17 protein-coding genes are annotated in these 17304 nt (G+C 45.3%); 12 read left to right on the plus strand and 5 right to left on the minus strand.

Annotation, left to right across the window (positions count from 1 at the left end):
* Positions 1–15 precede the first annotated feature (15 nt).
* The 9 genes from murD to lpxC all read left to right on the plus strand — a co-directional run bounded on the left by murD (position 16) and on the right by lpxC (position 10188).
* Positions 16–1320 carry a UDP-N-acetylmuramoyl-L-alanine--D-glutamate ligase gene (gene murD / locus ACLD71_RS09205; RefSeq protein ID WP_411994319.1) on the plus strand — a complete coding sequence of 435 codons (1305 nt, stop codon included), beginning with the start codon at positions 16–18 and terminating at the stop codon, positions 1318–1320.
* Positions 1317–2525 carry a cell division protein FtsW gene (gene ftsW, locus ACLD71_RS09210; RefSeq protein ID WP_411994321.1) on the plus strand — a complete coding sequence of 403 codons (1209 nt, stop codon included), beginning with the start codon at positions 1317–1319 and terminating at the stop codon, positions 2523–2525. The genes murD and ftsW overlap by 4 nt, the downstream gene beginning before the upstream one ends.
* A complete protein-coding gene (gene murG / locus ACLD71_RS09215) occupies positions 2518–3603 on the plus strand; it encodes an undecaprenyldiphospho-muramoylpentapeptide beta-N-acetylglucosaminyltransferase (RefSeq protein ID WP_411994323.1) in 1086 nt (361 codons plus the stop codon). The genes ftsW and murG overlap by 8 nt, the downstream gene beginning before the upstream one ends.
* Positions 3604–5058, plus strand: coding sequence for a UDP-N-acetylmuramate--L-alanine ligase (murC, locus tag ACLD71_RS09220; protein ID WP_411994324.1), 1455 nt, complete (start codon positions 3604–3606; stop codon positions 5056–5058).
* A complete protein-coding gene (locus ACLD71_RS09225) occupies positions 5058–5981 on the plus strand; it encodes a D-alanine--D-alanine ligase (RefSeq protein ID WP_303553449.1) in 924 nt (307 codons plus the stop codon). The genes murC and ACLD71_RS09225 overlap by 1 nt, the downstream gene beginning before the upstream one ends.
* Positions 5981–6739: a cell division protein FtsQ/DivIB gene (locus tag ACLD71_RS09230; protein ID WP_411994326.1), complete on the plus strand. Its 759-nt coding sequence runs from the start codon at positions 5981–5983 to the stop codon at positions 6737–6739. The genes ACLD71_RS09225 and ACLD71_RS09230 overlap by 1 nt, the downstream gene beginning before the upstream one ends.
* The gene (gene ftsA / locus ACLD71_RS09235; RefSeq protein ID WP_137673684.1) at positions 6720–7976 is read left to right on the plus strand and encodes a cell division protein FtsA; all 1257 of its coding nucleotides are present in this window, start codon (positions 6720–6722) and stop codon (positions 7974–7976) included. Before ACLD71_RS09230 ends, ftsA begins: the two co-directional genes overlap by 20 nt.
* Before the next feature lie 38 nt (positions 7977–8014).
* On the plus strand, positions 8015–9163 hold the full coding sequence (gene ftsZ, locus ACLD71_RS09240; RefSeq protein WP_411994329.1) for a cell division protein FtsZ: 1149 nt from the start codon (positions 8015–8017) through the stop codon (positions 9161–9163).
* A 107-nt stretch (positions 9164–9270) separates the two neighbouring features.
* Positions 9271–10188: a UDP-3-O-acyl-N-acetylglucosamine deacetylase gene (gene lpxC, locus ACLD71_RS09245; protein WP_137673686.1), complete on the plus strand. Its 918-nt coding sequence runs from the start codon at positions 9271–9273 to the stop codon at positions 10186–10188.
* Between the two features lie 22 nt (positions 10189–10210).
* On the opposite strand, the gene ACLD71_RS09250 is transcribed toward lpxC, so the two are convergent.
* On the minus strand, positions 10211–10666 hold the full coding sequence (locus ACLD71_RS09250) for a DUF721 domain-containing protein (protein ID WP_137673687.1): 456 nt from the start codon (positions 10664–10666) through the stop codon (positions 10211–10213).
* 18 nt (positions 10667–10684) lie between these two features.
* Between ACLD71_RS09250 and ACLD71_RS09255 the strand changes: the two genes are divergently transcribed.
* From ACLD71_RS09255 to mutT, 3 genes are all read left to right on the plus strand, one after another.
* Positions 10685–11608, plus strand: a complete 924-nt coding sequence (locus ACLD71_RS09255) for a M23 family metallopeptidase (protein ID WP_411994332.1) — start codon at positions 10685–10687, stop codon at positions 11606–11608.
* 35 nt (positions 11609–11643) lie between these two features.
* Positions 11644–14358 (plus strand): preprotein translocase subunit SecA, encoded by a 2715-nt coding sequence (gene secA / locus ACLD71_RS09260; protein WP_411994333.1) that lies wholly within the window; start codon positions 11644–11646, stop codon positions 14356–14358.
* A gap of 61 nt (positions 14359–14419) precedes the next feature.
* The gene (gene mutT / locus ACLD71_RS09265) at positions 14420–14827 is read left to right on the plus strand and encodes an 8-oxo-dGTP diphosphatase MutT (RefSeq protein ID WP_411994335.1); all 408 of its coding nucleotides are present in this window, start codon (positions 14420–14422) and stop codon (positions 14825–14827) included.
* Here the strand turns inward: mutT and yacG are convergent.
* From yacG to ACLD71_RS09285, 4 genes are read right to left on the minus strand one after another with little or no spacing between them, the layout of a single operon-like run.
* A complete protein-coding gene (yacG, locus tag ACLD71_RS09270; RefSeq protein ID WP_411994337.1) occupies positions 14824–15024 on the minus strand; it encodes a DNA gyrase inhibitor YacG in 201 nt (66 codons plus the stop codon). The genes mutT and yacG overlap by 4 nt on opposite strands.
* Positions 15024–15764 carry a cell division protein ZapD gene (gene zapD / locus ACLD71_RS09275; protein ID WP_411994339.1) on the minus strand — a complete coding sequence of 247 codons (741 nt, stop codon included), beginning with the start codon at positions 15762–15764 and terminating at the stop codon, positions 15024–15026. Before zapD ends, yacG begins: the two co-directional genes overlap by 1 nt.
* 58 nt (positions 15765–15822) lie before the next feature.
* Positions 15823–16425 carry a dephospho-CoA kinase gene (gene coaE, locus ACLD71_RS09280; RefSeq protein ID WP_411994341.1) on the minus strand — a complete coding sequence of 201 codons (603 nt, stop codon included), beginning with the start codon at positions 16423–16425 and terminating at the stop codon, positions 15823–15825.
* On the minus strand, positions 16425–17303 hold the full coding sequence (locus ACLD71_RS09285; protein ID WP_411994343.1) for a prepilin peptidase: 879 nt from the start codon (positions 17301–17303) through the stop codon (positions 16425–16427). The genes coaE and ACLD71_RS09285 overlap by 1 nt, the downstream gene beginning before the upstream one ends.
* Between the last annotated feature and the right edge of the window lies 1 nt (position 17304).

Consider the following 17304-nt stretch of genomic DNA (forward strand, 5'->3'; position numbering starts at 1 on the left):
GAACGAGTGAATACAGTGAGTAGATTGCAGCTAGATAAACGTTACGCAGTTGTTGGCCTTGGTGCCAGCGGCCTTAGTAGCGTGCGCTTTTTACTCAAGCATTCTATATCGCCGTTGGTATGTGATACACGCAAACAGCCGCCTGGTCTTGCTCAGCTTCCAGAGCACTTAGAGGTGGTGTGTGGTGAGTTACCACAGGCTAAGCTACTTGATTACGATGTTGTTATTGTTAGCCCTGGAATTGCTTTGGCTACGCCCGAACTACAGGCTTTAGCCAAGGCGGGTGTTGAGCTGATTGGTGATGTAGAGTTGTTTTGCCGCTATGCTTCTGCACCGATTTTGGCGATAACCGGATCTAACGGCAAAAGCACCGTAACCAGTTTAGTGGGCGATATGGCTAAGCAGGCTGGGATGAAGGTTGCTGTTGGTGGCAATATTGGAGTGCCAGCTCTGGACTTGTTAGCCGATGAAGTTGAGCTGTATGTGCTGGAGTTATCTAGCTTTCAATTGGAAACCACCACTAGCTTAACTGCGAAAGCGGCGACTTTGTTAAATGTTAGCGAAGACCATATGGATCGCTACCAAGGTTTGGCGGAGTACATCGCGGCAAAACAAAAAATTTACAAAGGTGCCGAATGGGCGGTTGTTAATTTGGATGACGCGCAATCAACGCCGATTACCAGCTCTCATTCAACGCTAAGCTTTTCGGTGAACCAAATTGCAGATTATTGCTTAAGTGTTGATAAGCAACACTTAATGCGGGGTGACGAGGTTTTAGTTCATACCAATGAACTGCCCTTGGTAGGCACCCATAACTACGCTAATATTTTGGCTGCTTTAACATTGGCAGAGGCGGTAGGTCTAGAGTTAGGCGCTTGTGTAGAGGCTGCTAAGCAGTTCACTGGCTTGGCCCATCGCTGCCAATTAGTGTCACGTAAAAACGATATTGCGTGGATTAACGATTCAAAAGCTACCAATGTAGGCGCTACCTTGGCAGCGCTTCACGGCCTGAGCACCGGGAAGGCTAATTTATGGTTGATTGCTGGTGGCGATAGTAAAGGTGGTGAGTTAGCTGAGTTAGCGCCTGCTTTTGCAAAGTTAGCTGGAATAGTGGCCTTTGGTAAAGACAAGCACCGTTTCCAAGAACTCGAACATAGCATTCAATTAAAAAATGATCTCAACGAAGCTTTTGCGTGGTGTGCCGAGCAAGCTCAAGCTGGTGATATTGTGTTGTTGTCGCCAGCCTGCGCCAGTTTAGATATGTATAAGAACTTTGAAATGCGCGGTCAGCACTTCTGCGAACTGGTGGAGGCATTATGAATATAGTGGCAAAACCTCAAGCTTGGTTTAGCAGCCTTTGGCTGAGATTGAATCCAGAGACTAAAGACGCTCAAGAGCCGCTGTTATTTGACCGCCAGTTACTTTGGTTGGCTTTGTGCCTAATGGTGACAGGCTTAGTCATGGTGGCTTCATCGTCAATACCAGAAGGCATTGCCTTAAATGACGACCCATTTCGTTTTGCTAAACGCCATGGCATTTATTTGGTGCTTTGTTTGGCTGCGGTTGCAGTGGTAGTGCAAATCCCTATTGCTTGGTGGCAGTCGCATAACGCTAAGTTGTTGTTGCTTGCTGGAGTGGCCTTAGTTTTAGTATTGATTATTGGCCGTAACATTAACGGCAGTAGCCGCTGGATTGGCTTAGGGCCAATTAATATTCAGCCTGCAGAGTTTGCTAAGTTGGCGTTGTTTACCTATTTGGCTGGCTATTTAGTGCGTCGCCATGAGCAAGTGCGCGAAAACTTAAAAGGTTTCTTAAAGCCACTTGTGGTGTTTTTCTTCTTGGCAGTACTGCTGCTGGCTCAGCCTGATCTTGGTAGTGTGATCGTGATGTTTGTTACCACCGTTGGCATGTTGTTTTTAGCAGGTGCAAAACTGGTTCAATTCTTTGGTTTGATGTTCACCGGCATTGTTGCGGTAGTGACCTTGGTGATTGCTGAACCCTACCGAATGCGCCGTGTATCTTCGTTTTTAGACCCATGGCAAGACCCCTTTGGAAGTGGTTATCAATTAACCCAATCGTTGATGGCTTTTGGCCGAGGTGACTGGCTGGGTGAGGGTTTAGGTAACTCTATTCAAAAGTTAGAATATTTGCCCGAGGCACATACGGATTTTGTTATTGCGGTATTAGCCGAAGAGCTAGGTTTTATTGGCGTATGCGCGGTGTTGTTATTGCAAATATTGTTGGTGTCACGCGCCATGGTCATTGGTAAACGCGCGTTATTGGCGGAACAAGCGTTTGCAGGCTATTTGGCCTGCGGTATCGGTATTTGGTTTAGCTTCCAAACCATGGTGAATGTGGGAGCGGCTTCTGGGTTAGTGCCCACTAAAGGTCTTACCTTGCCTCTGATTAGTTATGGTGGCTCTAGTTTATTAGCGATGTCTATTGCGGTAGCTATTTTATTAAGAATCGACCACGAACTTCGTTTGGCAAAATGCCAAGCCTATACGAGGGATGCCCATGGTTGATACTACTCAGAAAAAGTTATTGGTTATGGCTGGTGGCACTGGCGGGCATGTGTTCCCTGGGCTAGCGGTGGCTGATTACCTAAAAGAGCAAGGTTGGGAAATTTCTTGGTTAGGTACTGCTGAGCGAATGGAAGCTCAACTGGTGCCTAAACATGGTTATCCGATCGATTTTATTAGCATCAAAGGCGTGCGTGGTAACGGCTTACTTCGCAAACTTGCTGCACCATTTAAGCTACTTAATGCTGTTAGGCAAGCGCGAGCAGTGATTAAGCGCTTTCAGCCCGACGTAGTGTTGGGAATGGGCGGTTTTGCTAGTGGCCCAGGTGGCATTGCTGCATGGCTAATGAGCAAACCTTTGGTATTGCATGAGCAAAATGCGGCAGCAGGTTTAACCAATAAAATGTTGGCGAAAATTGCCAAAAAATCACTAATGGCTTTTCCTGGTGCGCTGCCAAATGCAGATGTTGTGGGTAATCCGGTTCGCCACTCGGTAATAACTTTGCCAGAAAAAGAACTGGCCGACCGAACTGATTATAATCTTTTGGTTATCGGTGGCAGTTTAGGTGCTCAAGTGTTTAACGAAAAGCTTGCGGCGGGTATTAAACACAGTGGTTTAGACCTAAATATTTGGCACCAAGCTGGTAAAGATAAGCAGGCAAGTGCGGTTGATGCCTATCAGTGCCAAGGACTTGATGAAAATTTGAGTGATGCACCTAAAATAGTTGAATTTATTGATGATATGGCTGCAGCTTACCAGTGGGCTGATGTGATACTCTGTCGCGCTGGCGCGCTAACGGTGTCAGAGGTGGCCGCAGCGGGTATTCCTGCACTATTTGTACCTCTACCTTATGCCGTTGATGATCATCAAACCAAGAATGCACAATTTTTGGTAAAAGCTAATGCCGCACGTTTATTAATACAAAGCGATTTTTTGCCGCAAAATATTGCGGCGTTATTACATGAATTTGCTGACCCAGCATTGCGCCTAGCTTGCGCACGTAATGCTCGACAGCAGGCCTCTGTGAATGCCACTGAAAAAGTAGCCGCAGTGTGCCAAGCGTTAACAAAGAGTAGTTAGATGAGTAAAGTTGAATTAGCCAAGTTAAGAACCATGATTCCAGAGATGCGAAAAGTGAAGCGAATTCACTTCGTAGGGATTGGTGGCGCCGGTATGGGCGGTATTGCAGAAGTATTGGCTAATGAAGGCTATCAAATCTCTGGCTCTGACCAAGCCGCTAGCGCGATGACTGAGCGCTTGCAATCGGTCGGAGCTGAAGTTTTTTTCAACCACGACGAAGGCAATATTCAGGGCGCTAACGTAGTGGTGGTTTCTACCGCTATTCGTGAAGATAACCCCGAAGTACAGGCAGCTCGAGCGGCGCGTATTCCTGTAGTGCGTCGCGCCGAAATGTTGGCTGAACTGATGCGTTACCGTCATGGTGTTGCCGTGGCCGGTACTCATGGTAAAACCACAACCACCAGTTTAATCGCCAGTATTTATGGTCAAGCAGAACGTGACCCTACCTTTGTTATTGGCGGTTTGTTAAACAGTGCGGGTACTAATGCGCGCTTAGGCAAAAGTCGTTACCTAATTGCAGAAGCTGACGAAAGTGACGCTTCTTTTCTGCATCTTCAGCCCATGGTCGCGGTAGTGACCAATGTTGAACCAGACCATATGGAAACCTATGGTGGAGACGAAGCGCAGTTGCACGCCACGTTTATCGATTTTTTGCACAACCTACCATTTTACGGTGTAGCGGTGATGTGTATCGATGACGAAGGCGTACAAACTTTGTTGCCGCAAATCGGTCGTCAAATTATCACTTACGGGTTTTCAGATAACGCTGATGTTCGGATTGAGAACTTTGCTCAGCAGGGAGACCGTTGTTCGTTCACGGTAAACCGGGCTGGTCACGAGCAGTTAAGCATAGCCTTGAACATGCCAGGCGAACATAACGCTTTAAATGCTGCAGCAGCGATTGCAGTAGCTACCGAAGATGGCATCGAAGATAGCGCGATTGTTGAAGCGTTAAATAGCTTTGCCGGTATTGGCCGTCGTTTCCAGCAATACGGCGAGTTTGCTACAGGAAATGGCTCCGCGTTGTTAGTCGATGATTATGGCCACCACCCAACTGAAGTGTTGGCCACAGTAAAAGCGGCACGTGCGGCCTGGCCAGAGCGCCGCTTGGTGATGGCATTTCAGCCTCATCGTTACAGCCGAACGCGTGATCTTTACGAAGATTTTGTTGATGTATTGGCCCAAGTAGATAGCTTATTGTTACTTGAAGTTTACTCGGCGGGTGAAGATGTAATTGCTGGCGCCGATAGTCGAGCCTTGTGTCGAAGCTTACGCCAACGTGGTTTAGAGCCGATTTACGTTAAACAACCTAGCGAGTTAAACGCCTTGCTCGCCGATGTGATTGAAGATGGTGACGTTGTGTTAACCCAAGGTGCGGGAAACATTGGTGTATTAGCGCGCGAGTTGGGTGAGTTAAAACTGAGTATCGATAAATTAAAAGGCAGTAACAGTTAATGGCCAGTTTACGTATGAATCGTGTAGCGGTGTTATTTGGCGGAGACTCTGCTGAACGAGAAGTATCGCTAAAATCTGGCAATGCGGTGTTGGCTGGTTTGTTAAGAGCTGGGATTCAAGCTGAAGGTATAGACACTAAAGGGTTTGATCTAAATATTCTAAAGCAGCGCAAGTACAGCCATGTGTTTATTGCCTTACATGGTCGTGGTGGCGAAGACGGTACGTTGCAAGGAGCTTTGGAGTACTTGGGTTTGCCTTACACTGGCAGCCGAGTATTGGGATCAGCGCTAGCGATGGATAAAATTCGCTGTAAGCAAATTTGGCAAAATATTGGTTTGCCTACCGCCGATTACGCGATTGTAGATAAACAAGGTTATCAAGCGGCAGATGCTGCCGGCATTTTAGAGCGTTTATCTGGTGTAGTAATGGTTAAGCCAGCGCTAGAGGGTTCAAGCATTGGCATGGCCAAAGCAGAAACGGTAGAGCAGCTAGAAGAAGCGATTACCAATGCGTTTGAGTTTGATTCGCGGGTTTTGGTTGAACAATGGATCACGGGCGCAGAATACACGGTATCGATTGTGGGAGATAAGGTATTGCCTTCTATAAGAATGCAAACGCCTCACACATTTTATGACTACAACGCTAAGTACCAAAGTAACTCTACTGAGTATTTCTGCCCAAGTGGCTTAGACGAGCAAGCAGAACAAGAGCTGGCAAATATTGCCATGCAAGCCTTTAAGTCGGTAGATTGCGAGGGTTGGGGACGAGTAGACTTTATGGCTGACCAACAAGGTAATTGGTACTTGTTAGAGGTGAACACTTCTCCAGGTATGACAGAGAAAAGTTTAGTGCCTATGGCGGCAAAGCAAACAGGCATTAATTTTGACCAGTTAGTGGTTAGTATTTTGGACTTGGCGCATTAATGATGACGCTAAGCGACCAGCAAAAGCAACAAACCGCCTATTGGTCTGGTGTTGTCTTTTTTGTTCTGGTGCTGCTGAGTTTAGCTTATGGGGTGTACTCAGTTTATAACAGCGTAAGCGATAAGCAGCTAAGCCCAATGAACCGTTTACTGGTATCGGGAAAACGCGATTATGTATTGGACAACGAATTACAAGAAAGCTTAGCGGCGTTACCTGAAGCGGGTAATTTTTTCAGTTTAAATGTGTCTGAGGTGAAGCAGCAATTAGAGCTATTGCCTTGGGTAAAGCAAGTTACAGTGCGTAAGCAATGGCCAGATAAGTTATCAATTGCCTTACGAGAGCAGCAAGTGGTGGCTCGTTGGAACAATGCAGCTTTGCTCAATAAGCAAGGACAAATATTTGAAGCACCGCAACAACGGGTGGTGAATAAACTAGTCACTTTAAGCGGGCCTGATGAACAAGCTGGAGCGGTATTAACCACTTTTGAGCAATTGCAGCGAGTATTGCAGCGTCACCAATTGATTATTGTTGGCTTGGCGTTAAACGAACGACACGCTTGGCAAGTAGAGTTGGCTGGCGGCATGGTGCTCAAGCTAGGAAAAGAAGACAAACTTAATCGCATCGAGCGTTTTGTTGCGGTTTACCCACAGCTTAAACAAGACGCTGTGGAATACATAGATTTACGCTATGACACTGGTTTTGCAGTGGGATGGAAGAAACAGGAAGGTTTGGCAGCAAATGACCAAAGTAACGGATAGAAAACTAATAGTTGGCTTAGACATTGGTAGTGCAAAAATCACCGCATTAATTGGTGAGGTATTGCCTAGTAATGAAATGAGCATTATTGGTGTGGGCAGTCATCCGGCTAAAGGCATGGACAAAGGCGGAGTGAATGACCTCGACTCTGTGGTAAAAACTGTGCAACGCGCATTGCAAGAAGCTGAACTCATGGCTGACTGCAAAATAAGCTCTGTTTACTTGGGTGTTTCTGGTCGCCATATTCGCTGTTTAAACGAAAAAGGCATGGTGCCCATTAGCGATGAAGAGGTGACCCAGGATGATGTGGATAATGCTATTCACACTGCAAAGTCAGTAAAATTGCCTGACGAGCATCGCATTCTGCATGTACTGCCTCAAGAGTTTGCCATCGACTTTCAAGAAGGCATAAAAAACCCGATTGGTTTATCCGGTGTGCGTATGGAGGCGAAGGTACACTTGATTGCTTGCCATAACGACATGGTAAAAAATATTGTTAAGTGTGTAGAGCGCTGTGACCTTAAAGTAGACCAACTTATTTTCTCAGCGTTAGCGTCGAGTTATGCAGTACTCACAGACGATGAAAAAGAGCTAGGTGTGTGTGTGGTGGATATAGGCTCGGGCACCATGGATATTGCGGTTTACACTGGCGGTGCGCTGCGTCATACCTCGGTAGTCCCGTTTGCGGGTAACTCAGTGACCCGTGATATAGCAACGGTATTTGGTACGCCGTTAAATGACGCTGAAGCGGTTAAAGTTCGTTATGGTTGTGCGCTAGGTAGCATGGTAAGTCGCGACGATACCATTGAAGTGCCAAGTGTAGGCGGGCGACCATCTCGTAGCTTGCAGCGCCAAACCTTAGCCGAGGTTATTGAACCTCGCTACAGCGAGTTGTTTGGCATGATTAAATCTAAGTTAGACGAACTAACCGAAGATATGCAGGCGCAGGGAACCAAGTTACAACTAGGTGCAGGGGTTGTGTTAACCGGTGGCGCTTCGCAAATAGAGGGCGTAGTTGAATGCGCCGAGAAAATTTTACAATGCCAGGTGCGGGTTGGTTCTGCCAATAACGTAGCTGGCCTAACAGAATACGTACAAGCACCCACTTACTCAACTGCAGTAGGTTTGTTGCATTACGGAATGGAAAACCAAAGTGAAAAACCAATTGAAGTAAAGAACATTAGTAGTGTTGGCAATATCGCGAAGCGATTGCACAGTTGGTTTAAAGGTGAATTTTAGTTTTTGCTAGTTGGCAGAAACCAAGCGGAGAGAGAACTATGTTTGAGATTATGGATAGCCATACCGATGAAGCGGTAATTAAAGTTGTAGGCGTAGGTGGCGGTGGCGGTAACGCTGTTGAGCATATGGTTGCACAGTCTATTGAAGGGGTGGAGTTCATCACCATCAATACAGACGCGCAAGCACTGCGTAACTCTGGTGCTGACAATACTCTACAAATTGGTGGGGCCATCACCAAGGGATTAGGAGCTGGCGCCAACCCAGAGGTGGGTCGTGAAGCTGCGATGGAAGATCGTGATGCGTTAATGAGTCAGTTACAAGGTGCCGATATGGTATTTATTGCTGCTGGTATGGGCGGTGGTACAGGTACTGGTGCGGCACCTGTTGTCGCTGAAGTTGCCAAAGAACTCGGTATTCTTACGGTAGCGGTTGTAACTAAACCTTTTGGCTTTGAAGGCAAGAAGCGTACGAGTTATGCCCAGCAAGGTATTGAACAACTCAGCAAGAACGTGGATTCGTTAATCACCATTCCTAACGATAAGTTGCTAAAAGTTCTTGGTCGTGGTGTTTCTTTGTTAGATGCTTTTAAAGCCGCGAACAACGTGTTGCTTGGTGCAGTACAAGGTATTGCTGAGCTAATCACGCGCCCTGGTTTAATTAACGTGGATTTCGCCGATGTTCGCACGGTGATGCGCGAAATGGGCACTGCTATGATGGGTACTGGTATTGCTGCTGGTGAAGATCGTGCAGAGGAAGCTGCCGAATTGGCTATTTCAAGTCCATTGCTTGAAGACGTCGATTTAGCGGGCGCGCGCGGTATATTGGTGAATATTACCGCTGGCTTTGATATGAGCATCGAAGAATTCGAAACCGTGGGTAATGCTGTGAAAGGTTTTGCTTCAGAGAACGCTACAGTAGTAGTAGGTGCAGTTATTGACCCTGAAATGAGCGATGAGTTGCGTGTTACTGTAGTCGCAACAGGTATTGGCGCAGAACGTCGCCCAGATATCTCGATTGTTAAGCCGCAGCAAGCAGTAAATGCTGAGCCTGTAGCCCGCACTATGCCTGCTGATACCGCTCCTATGGTTGAAGAACCAGCAGCTGTGGTAAATGCAGAACCACGCAGTGCCGGTGGTGATGGTGATTATTTAGACATCCCAGCATTTTTGCGTCGCCAAGCAGATTAATCTGTTGGCGATTGCTGAAGTTTTAGGCAAAAGTTTGTGATGTATATCAAACTTGTGTTAAGATGTCCGACCATCTAGTTTATTGGTCGTAAAGCAGAGGAATTTTTATGCTTAAACAACGGACTCTTGAAAAGTCAGTACAAGCGACAGGCATCGGTTTGCATTCCGGGCACAAGGTCACCATGGTCTTACGTCCAGCACCTGCGAATACCGGTATTCTGTTTAACCGTACCGATCTCGATCCAGTTGTAACGATCCCTGCAAAAGCAGAGTTAGTGCGCGATACCATGTTATGTACTTGTCTTATTGACGATGCAGGCAACCGTATATCTACGGTAGAGCACTTAATGGCCGCAATTGCAGCGTTAGGTTTGGATAATGTAATTATTGATGTTGATGCTCCTGAACTTCCAGTGATGGATGGCAGCTCAAGCCCGTTTGTATTCTTATTGCAATCGGCGGGTATTGAAGAGCAAGCTTCAGCTAAAAAGTTTATTCGGATTAAACAAGCTATTCGTGTAGAGCATGAAGATAAGTGGGCCGAATTACTACCAAGTAATGAAGGTTTTAAAATTGACTTCTCAATTGATTTTGACCACCCAGCAATGGAAGGGCGCAATCAAGCGATTTCAATGAACTTCTCTGCAGATAGTTTTGTTAAAGATATTAGCCGTGCGAGAACCTTTGGTTTTATGCGTGACATTGAGTACTTGCAGTCTAAAAACTTAGCCCTAGGTGGAAGTTTAGAGAATGCGGTAGTGTTAGATGAATATCGAATTCTTAACGAAGATGGCCTTCGTTATGATGACGAATTTGTTAAGCACAAGCTTCTTGATGCAGTGGGCGATTTGTATATGGCGGGACTACCGATCCTTGGTCATTTACGCGCTCATAAATCAGGTCACGCGCTAAACAACAATTTAGTTCGCGCAATGCTAGAGCAACAACATGCTTGGGAAATTGTCACTTTCGAAGACAAGGCCGAAGCTCCAGCTGCATATCAACAACCGGTATACAGCTTCTAAAATCCAATTTGGTCGGCGCTGGCTAACTCTCTCCGCTCAGCGCCGCTAATTTTTCCAGCTTTTCCCTCAGTTCATCGGGTACGTGTTTTGCCAATTCTGTGATATGTTTGGCTGCTTGGGCGCTTAGCTGGCGTTTTCCAGTGCTTTTTACCTCAGCTTCTGGTTTAATACTTTTCAATTCGGGATTTATTTTTAGTTCCAAACTGACAACCCCTGGTATGGCTTTGCGCAGCTCGCTGAGTAAATCAAAACGAAACTGTTTTAAACGCGTTAGCCAGGCTGAACTGGGTGCTTCGATAATAGCGACTCCTTGACGCATATTAACGATACGGCATTGCTGTAGTTTGTAGCGCGCCAAAATTTCGCTGCCAAGTTGCTGTAGCTGCACACGTTGTTGTAAAGGCTGCTCGATTTGTGTGAACTGTTTCTGGTGAAATATACGTTCTATCGAAATCGGCTGATGCTGACGTTTGGACATTAAAGTTAACATTTATATATGAAATTAAGTTTAGTATACGCCCATAAAGGTGAGACCAGAACCGTTCGTTTTAATCCCTTGCGATTAGCGTGGTTCGCATTCTTGTTAGTCGCTTTGCTCTGTAGTATTAGCTTATGGGGCGTACAGCAATATCAAAACCTCGCCAAACAGCAAACAATATTACTGGGACAGCTAGACCGCTTGCAGGCAGAACCGAAGCTCGAGCAATACGAGCAACAGTTGCGGCATCGTTATAGCCAGTTGGCAGCAAAAGTTGGCCAAATGCAGGTGGAAATGACGCGGCTAAATGCCTTGGGTGCTCGGCTCATTGAAGACACAGAGTTCGCTGCAGAGTTTGATTTCACCAATACGCCGCCTATGGGCGGCCCAATGTTAGATGTAGATAGTACAGTCCATCGCAGTGATACTCTCATTTTTGACCTCGGCCAGCTAGAAGCTCAAGTGGGCGCAAAGAAAAAATCACTGAGCCTGCTTGAATCTTGGCAACAAAGTCACCATCTAGTTAATAGTAGTTATATATCTGGTTGGCCTGCAAAGGGACCGGGTATTTGGATTTCTTCGCCATTTGGTACTCGAGTAGATCCTTTTACTAAGCGTAAGGCTCGCCATAAAGGTGTAGATATCGCGGGTAAAGAAGGAACCAAAATACGCTCGGTAGGTGCTGGAGTCGTTGTTTGGGCGGGAAGCCGCTTTGGTTATGGTAACCTAGTTGAAATTGAGCATGGTAACGGAATGGTAACGCGTTACGCGCATGCTAAAGCTGTATTAGTAAAAGAGGGTGATGTTGTAAGTAAAGGGGATGAGATTGCGTTGATGGGCAGTACCGGCCGCTCAACTGGGTCTCACGTGCACTTTGAAGTGCTGAAAAACGGTCGTCCGCTAAATCCCAGTAAGTTTATTTACCGCAAAGCCAGTGCCTAGAAAATTGGATTTCGTCTTAGCAAAAGTAGTGTTTCATGATTAGTAAATTAGTAACAAAAATCGTTGGTACTCGAAATGATCGTACCATCAAAAAGATGCGTAAAGTCGCTATCACTATTAGCGCTTTAGAGCCCGAGTACGAGAAACTGTCTGCTGAAGAAATACAAGCTAAGGCGGGCGAATTTAGAGAGCGCTTAGAAAAGGGCGAGACTCTAGAGGCCATTTTGCCAGAAGCTTTCGCAGTTGTGCGTGAAGCATCTAAGCGTGTATTTGAAATGCGCCATTTTGATGTGCAATTAATTGGTGGCATGGTACTTAACGACAACAAGATTGCTGAAATGCGCACCGGTGAAGGTAAAACCTTAACCGCAACCTTACCCGCTTATTTAAACGGCGTAACCGGCAAAGGTGTGCATGTTATTACGGTGAACGATTATCTTGCTCAGCGTGATGCTGATTGGAATCGCCCGTTGTTTGAATACTTAGGCCTAAGTGTTGCCGTTAACGTTTCTGGTATGGACCATGAAGCGAAAAAAGCGGCGTACGCTGCTGATATTACCTACGGAACTAACAACGAATTTGGTTTTGACTACCTGCGTGATAACATGGCTTTTGCGCCAGAGCAGCGCGTTCAACGTCCACTCAATTACGCAGTCATCGATGAAGTGGATTCAATCTTAATCGATGAAGCACGTACACCATTAATTATTTCTGGTCCAGCTGAAGATAGCTCAGAATCCTATAAAAAGATTAATGACATCATCCCATTATTGGTTCGCCAGGCAGAGGAAGATACCGAAGAGCTTATTGGCGACGGTCACTATACGCTTGATGAGAAAAACAAGCAGGTTCACCTAACCGAAAATGGTCAGATATTTGTAGAAGAAACACTGCAAGAACGTGGCATGTTGGAGCAAGGCGATTCTTTATATAACGCCGCTAATATTAGTATGCTTCACCATGTTAATGCTGGTTTGCGTGCTCACACTTTGTTTGAGCGTAACGTTGACTACATCGTTAGCGATACTAACGAAATCGTGATTGTAGATGAGCACACTGGCCGTACAATGCCTGGTCGCCGCTGGTCTGAAGGTTTACACCAAGCTGTAGAAGCTAAAGAAGGCGTAGCTATTCAAAACGAAAACCAAACGCTGGCGTCAATTACCTTCCAAAACTACTTCCGTTTATACGAGAAGTTGTCTGGTATGACGGGTACTGCTGATACCGAAGCATTTGAATTTCAATCAATTTATGGCTTAGACACTGTTGTAGTGCCCACCAACAAACCGATGGTTCGTGATGACCAAGGGGATTTGGTTTATCTGACTGCGGAGGAAAAATACCAAGCAATTATTGACGATATTCGCGAATGTGTAAAAGCTGAGCGTCCCGTTCTTGTGGGTACGGTTTCTATTGAAAACTCAGAGCTACTTTCTAGTATTCTTAAGAAAGAAAAAGTTAAGCACAATGTACTAAACGCTAAATTCCATGAGAAAGAAGCTGACATTGTTGCTGAAGCCGGTACTGCAGGTGCTGTGACTATTGCTACCAACATGGCCGGACGTGGTACCGATATCGTGTTGGGTGGTAACTTACAGGTTGAGATCAGCGCCTTAGGTGAAGACGCGACTGAACAGAAAGTCGCTGAAGTGAAACAACAATGGCAATTACGCCATGATGCAGTACTAGCTGCCGGCGGATTACATATTATTGGCACTGAGCGCCATGAATCTCGCCGTATTGATAATCAGCTACGCGGTCGTTCTGGTCGACAAGGTGACCCAGGTTCTACACGTTTCTACCTATCAATGGAAGACAGCTTAATGCGTATTTTTGCCTCAGATCGGGTAACCGGTATGATGAAAAAACTAGGCATGGAGCAAGGTGAAGCGATTGAGCACCCATGGGTGACTCGCGCTATTGAGAATGCTCAGCGTAAAGTAGAAGGGCGTAACTTTGATGTACGTAAATCTCTACTTGAGTTTGATGACGTGGCCAATGACCAGCGTAAGGTCGTTTACGAACAGCGTAATGACTTGATGGACAGTGATAGCATCACCGAAACCATTGAAGCCATTCGAGAGGATGTGTATTCAAGTGTCATTGATGAATATATCCCCCAGCAATCGCTTGAAGAAATGTGGCAAGTTAGCGAACTTGAGCAGCGCTTAAAAAGTGACTTTGGTTTAGATTTATCGATTCAAAAATGGCTTGATGAAGACGATAAATTGCACGAAGAAAAACTCCGTGAAAAAATCTTAGAAGCCGCTATAGCTGATTACCAGGTTAAAATTGACACAGTAGGTGCCGATCCTATTAAGCAATTTGAAAAATCTGTAATGTTGCAAACGCTTGACCAGTTATGGAAAGAGCACTTAGCTGCAATGGATCATCTTCGCCAAGGTATTCACTTACGTGGTTATGCTCAGAAGAATCCTAAGCAAGAGTATAAGCGTGAGTCTTACGAGTTATTCATGCAAATGCTTGAAGCGCTGAAATTGGATGTGGTAAGTATCTTGAGTCGTGTTCAAGTTCAAGCTCCTGAAGAAGTTGAAGCGATGGAAGCGAAGCGTCGTGAAGCTGAAGAGCGAGCAATGAAATTACGCCAGCAACAATCGCAAGGCCAAGCTGAGGAATCAGCTGAACCCGGCCATACGGTGGTTCGTGACGGACAAAAAGTGGGTCGTAATGACCCTTGCCCATGTGGATCCGGTAAGAAATACAAACAATGTCACGGTAAGCTTTCTTAAGGTTACAAAGTCTATTGAAAAGAGAGCTCAGGCTCTCTTTTTTTATGAGTAAGGAACGATAATGAAAATGGTAAATGTAGCTGTGGGCGTGATTGTTGATGGTGGGCGAATCTTGCTTAGCTTACGTAACCAAGCGCAACATCAAGGTGGAAAGTGGGAGTTTCCAGGTGGCAAAATTGAAGAAGGAGAGCTTGTTGTAGATGCGTTGTCTAGAGAACTGGAGGAAGAACTGTTAATCGTTGTAGATAAAGATAGCTGTAAGCCTCTTATTCGCGTTGAGCACGACTATGGCGATAAAAAGGTATGCTTACATGTTTATACGCTAACTCGCTTCTCAGGTGAGCCACAAGGCGCTGAACAACAAGAAATTCGCTGGGTAAACAGAAATGAACTGGTTGACTTAAATTTTCCAGAAGCCAATGAGGTCATTCTAGAAGAAATTCTTAAACCTAGCTTTAGTGCGGATTAAAATTCCCAGCTATCGGGTTTATCTTCGTCTTCTTGTAGGTCCTGTCCGGCGATAAATTTCTCTTCATTGGCCCATTCACCTAAATCAATAAGCTTACAGCGTTCACTGCAAAAAGGTCTATATTCACTGCTGGCTTGCCAAATCACGGTGGTATCACAGGTTGGGCATTCTACTTGCGGAGGATTCGGTTTTTTCATTAAGCAATCTTACAACAATAAAGGCGGCAGGGAATATCGGCTACTTCAGCGTTAACCGCACTAATAAATTTAATCGCAAAGCGGTGTTTATGCCCGCTAACGGTTGGATAACATTGAATCTCAGTATCTACTTCAATACGCAACAGACCACATTCGGCTGCAACCCCTTGATAAAAGCCCTTATGAGCAATTACATCGACATCACTGTGCTGTTCTCTGAGTAGATTTAACAAGTGTTTGATAGCTTCAGCCACTAATTGAAATGGTCTTAACCAGAGTTGGACTTGAGAATTGATTAACTCCTGTGGCTGATTTAACCACAAATGCAAATAGGGCAAGTCGAAGCTACTGTTTCCGCCTGGCAAACATAGTCGCTGGCGAATACTCGCAAGTAGCCGATCATTTTTAAGGTGGTCAGATACACGAGTATGCTTAGCTATGGCGGCGATAAAGGTTTTAACTTGTAACAAGAGCTCTTCAATTTTACTGGTATCAACATTTGGCATTGATGCCCATTGGTCGAGCTTTTCAGCCTGTTTAGCTAAATCTTTAAGTAAGTCTGCGCGCCATTCACAGCGTTCTAATACTTCAGCCACTTCAAACAGCACTCGAAAAAACTGCTGTTGTTGCAGTGGGTGCTGCAGTGCTTTGGACAGCATTAGTTGCTCAAACAATTGCTCTAAGCGTAAGTAGTTTCTTACTTTTTCGTTTAAAGGGTGTTCAAAAATCAATGCGGCCATGAGAACTCAGTTTTACAGCTTTGGGTGGCTTATCCACGCTAGTGTAACCATTGGAGGATTAACTGTCATTGCTTTTACTGAGATCGAGGTAAAACTGGTGTAATGCTTTAACTTTTAGCTGTAAGGTCGGAAGATCGGCATTGTTTTCAATGATGTCATCGGCAGCGGCGAGTTTTGCTTCCCGTTTCATTTGGGCATCGATAATTTGTTGCGCTTGCTTAGCACTTACACTGTCTCGAGCCATGGTGCGTTCTATTTGCACATTTGTTGATGCATCTACAACGAGCACGCGGTCTACTAGCTTGTTAAGTTGGTTTTCCAAAAGCAGCGGGGCTACTAAGATTTTGTAAGGCCCTTGAGCCTGATTTAGCTGGGTGAGCATTGCTTCGCGAATGAGTGGGTGCACCAGTTGATTAAGCCAGTTTTTTTTCTCTTCATTAGCAAAAATTTCTTGGCGTAATTTAGCGCGATTTAGCTGACCATTTTCAAGCAAAATAGTTTGCCCAAAATACTTTGCGATTTGGGCAAGAGCTGGCTGGCCTATATTCACCACTTCTCTAGCAACGATATCTGCGTCTACAACCGTTATTCCAAGTTCTTCAAACCAACGGGAAACCTGACTCTTACCACTGGCAATGCCTCCCGTTAAGCCAATAATCATTAGGCAATTCCAAGGTAAGAAAAGTACCAAGTATGAATAGTGTCACCAAAGAATAAATAGCAAAGCGCCCCTAAAGCGAGATAAGGGCCAAATGGAATAGGTTTGCTTTGTTGGTGTTTGCGAAACACAATTAGCCCAATACCGATCGCTGCTCCGGCAAATGAAGATAACAGGATGGTTAGGGGCAGAGCTTGCCAGCCAAACCAAGCGCCTATCATCGCTAGCAGTTTGAAATCACCGTAACCCATACCTTCTTTACCTGTGAGTAGTTTAAATACCCAAAATAAACTCCATAAAAAGCCATAACCGATAGCCGCACCAAGCACTGCGTCGTTCAAACTAACAAAGCCCGTATCCAAGTTGATGAGCAAACCTAACCATAAGGTCGGTAGAGTGATTTGATCGGGCAAATACATGGTATCTAAATCAATCATGGTGAGGCAGAGTAAAATGATGCAAAACAGACTAGCAAAAACAAAGGGTAAACTAAGTCCAAATTGCCACCAACACGCCAGAGTTAATAAGCCTGAAGCTAGCTCTACTAGAGGGTAACGAGCACTGATTGGTGCTTTACAAGTCGCACACTTTCCTCGAAGAATTAACCAACTGACTACAGGGATATTTTGCCAAGCAGTGATTAGGCTATTACAGCTTGGACAGGCTGAACGGGGCACCATTAAGTTGTAAGTGTCAGCTTCTGATTCAGAGTTATCTTTTAGCTCATCAGCCAAAAAAGAGCGACATTCTGTTGTCCACTCTCGCTGCAACATTATAGGTAAGCGGTGAATCACCACATTTAAAAAAGAGCCAATGCATAAGGCTATTAATAAGCAGAAACCCAGCGCAGTGGCTGGGTAGAGTTCAATAAAGGTTTGCATG

It is taken from the genome of Agarivorans sp. DSG3-1, assembly GCF_046774965.1.
Classification (GTDB): Bacteria; Pseudomonadota; Gammaproteobacteria; order Enterobacterales; family Celerinatantimonadaceae; genus Agarivorans.

Excerpts from the sequence above, each read along its gene's own strand:
- secA (WP_411994333.1), top strand. The coding sequence starts at position 11,644 with ATGATTAGTAAATTAGTAACAAAAATCGTTGGTACTCGAAATGATCGT.
- murG (WP_411994323.1), top strand. The coding sequence starts at position 2,518 with ATGGTTGATACTACTCAGAAAAAGTTATTGGTTATGGCTGGTGGCACT.
- ACLD71_RS09250 (WP_137673687.1), bottom strand. The coding sequence starts at position 10,666 with ATGTCCAAACGTCAGCATCAGCCGATTTCGATAGAACGTATATTTCAC.
- ACLD71_RS09285 (WP_411994343.1), bottom strand. The coding sequence starts at position 17,303 with ATGCAAACCTTTATTGAACTCTACCCAGCCACTGCGCTGGGTTTCTGC.
- ftsZ (WP_411994329.1), top strand. The coding sequence starts at position 8,015 with ATGTTTGAGATTATGGATAGCCATACCGATGAAGCGGTAATTAAAGTT.
- ACLD71_RS09230 (WP_411994326.1), top strand. The coding sequence starts at position 5,981 with ATGATGACGCTAAGCGACCAGCAAAAGCAACAAACCGCCTATTGGTCT.
- ACLD71_RS09255 (WP_411994332.1), top strand. The coding sequence starts at position 10,685 with ATGAAATTAAGTTTAGTATACGCCCATAAAGGTGAGACCAGAACCGTT.
- ftsA (WP_137673684.1), top strand. The coding sequence starts at position 6,720 with ATGACCAAAGTAACGGATAGAAAACTAATAGTTGGCTTAGACATTGGT.
- lpxC (WP_137673686.1), top strand. The coding sequence starts at position 9,271 with ATGCTTAAACAACGGACTCTTGAAAAGTCAGTACAAGCGACAGGCATC.
- yacG (WP_411994337.1), bottom strand. The coding sequence starts at position 15,024 with ATGAAAAAACCGAATCCTCCGCAAGTAGAATGCCCAACCTGTGATACC.
- murC (WP_411994324.1), top strand. The coding sequence starts at position 3,604 with ATGAGTAAAGTTGAATTAGCCAAGTTAAGAACCATGATTCCAGAGATG.
- mutT (WP_411994335.1), top strand. The coding sequence starts at position 14,420 with ATGAAAATGGTAAATGTAGCTGTGGGCGTGATTGTTGATGGTGGGCGA.
- zapD (WP_411994339.1), bottom strand. The coding sequence starts at position 15,764 with ATGGCCGCATTGATTTTTGAACACCCTTTAAACGAAAAAGTAAGAAAC.
- ACLD71_RS09225 (WP_303553449.1), top strand. The coding sequence starts at position 5,058 with ATGGCCAGTTTACGTATGAATCGTGTAGCGGTGTTATTTGGCGGAGAC.
- coaE (WP_411994341.1), bottom strand. The coding sequence starts at position 16,425 with ATGATTATTGGCTTAACGGGAGGCATTGCCAGTGGTAAGAGTCAGGTT.
- ftsW (WP_411994321.1), top strand. The coding sequence starts at position 1,317 with ATGAATATAGTGGCAAAACCTCAAGCTTGGTTTAGCAGCCTTTGGCTG.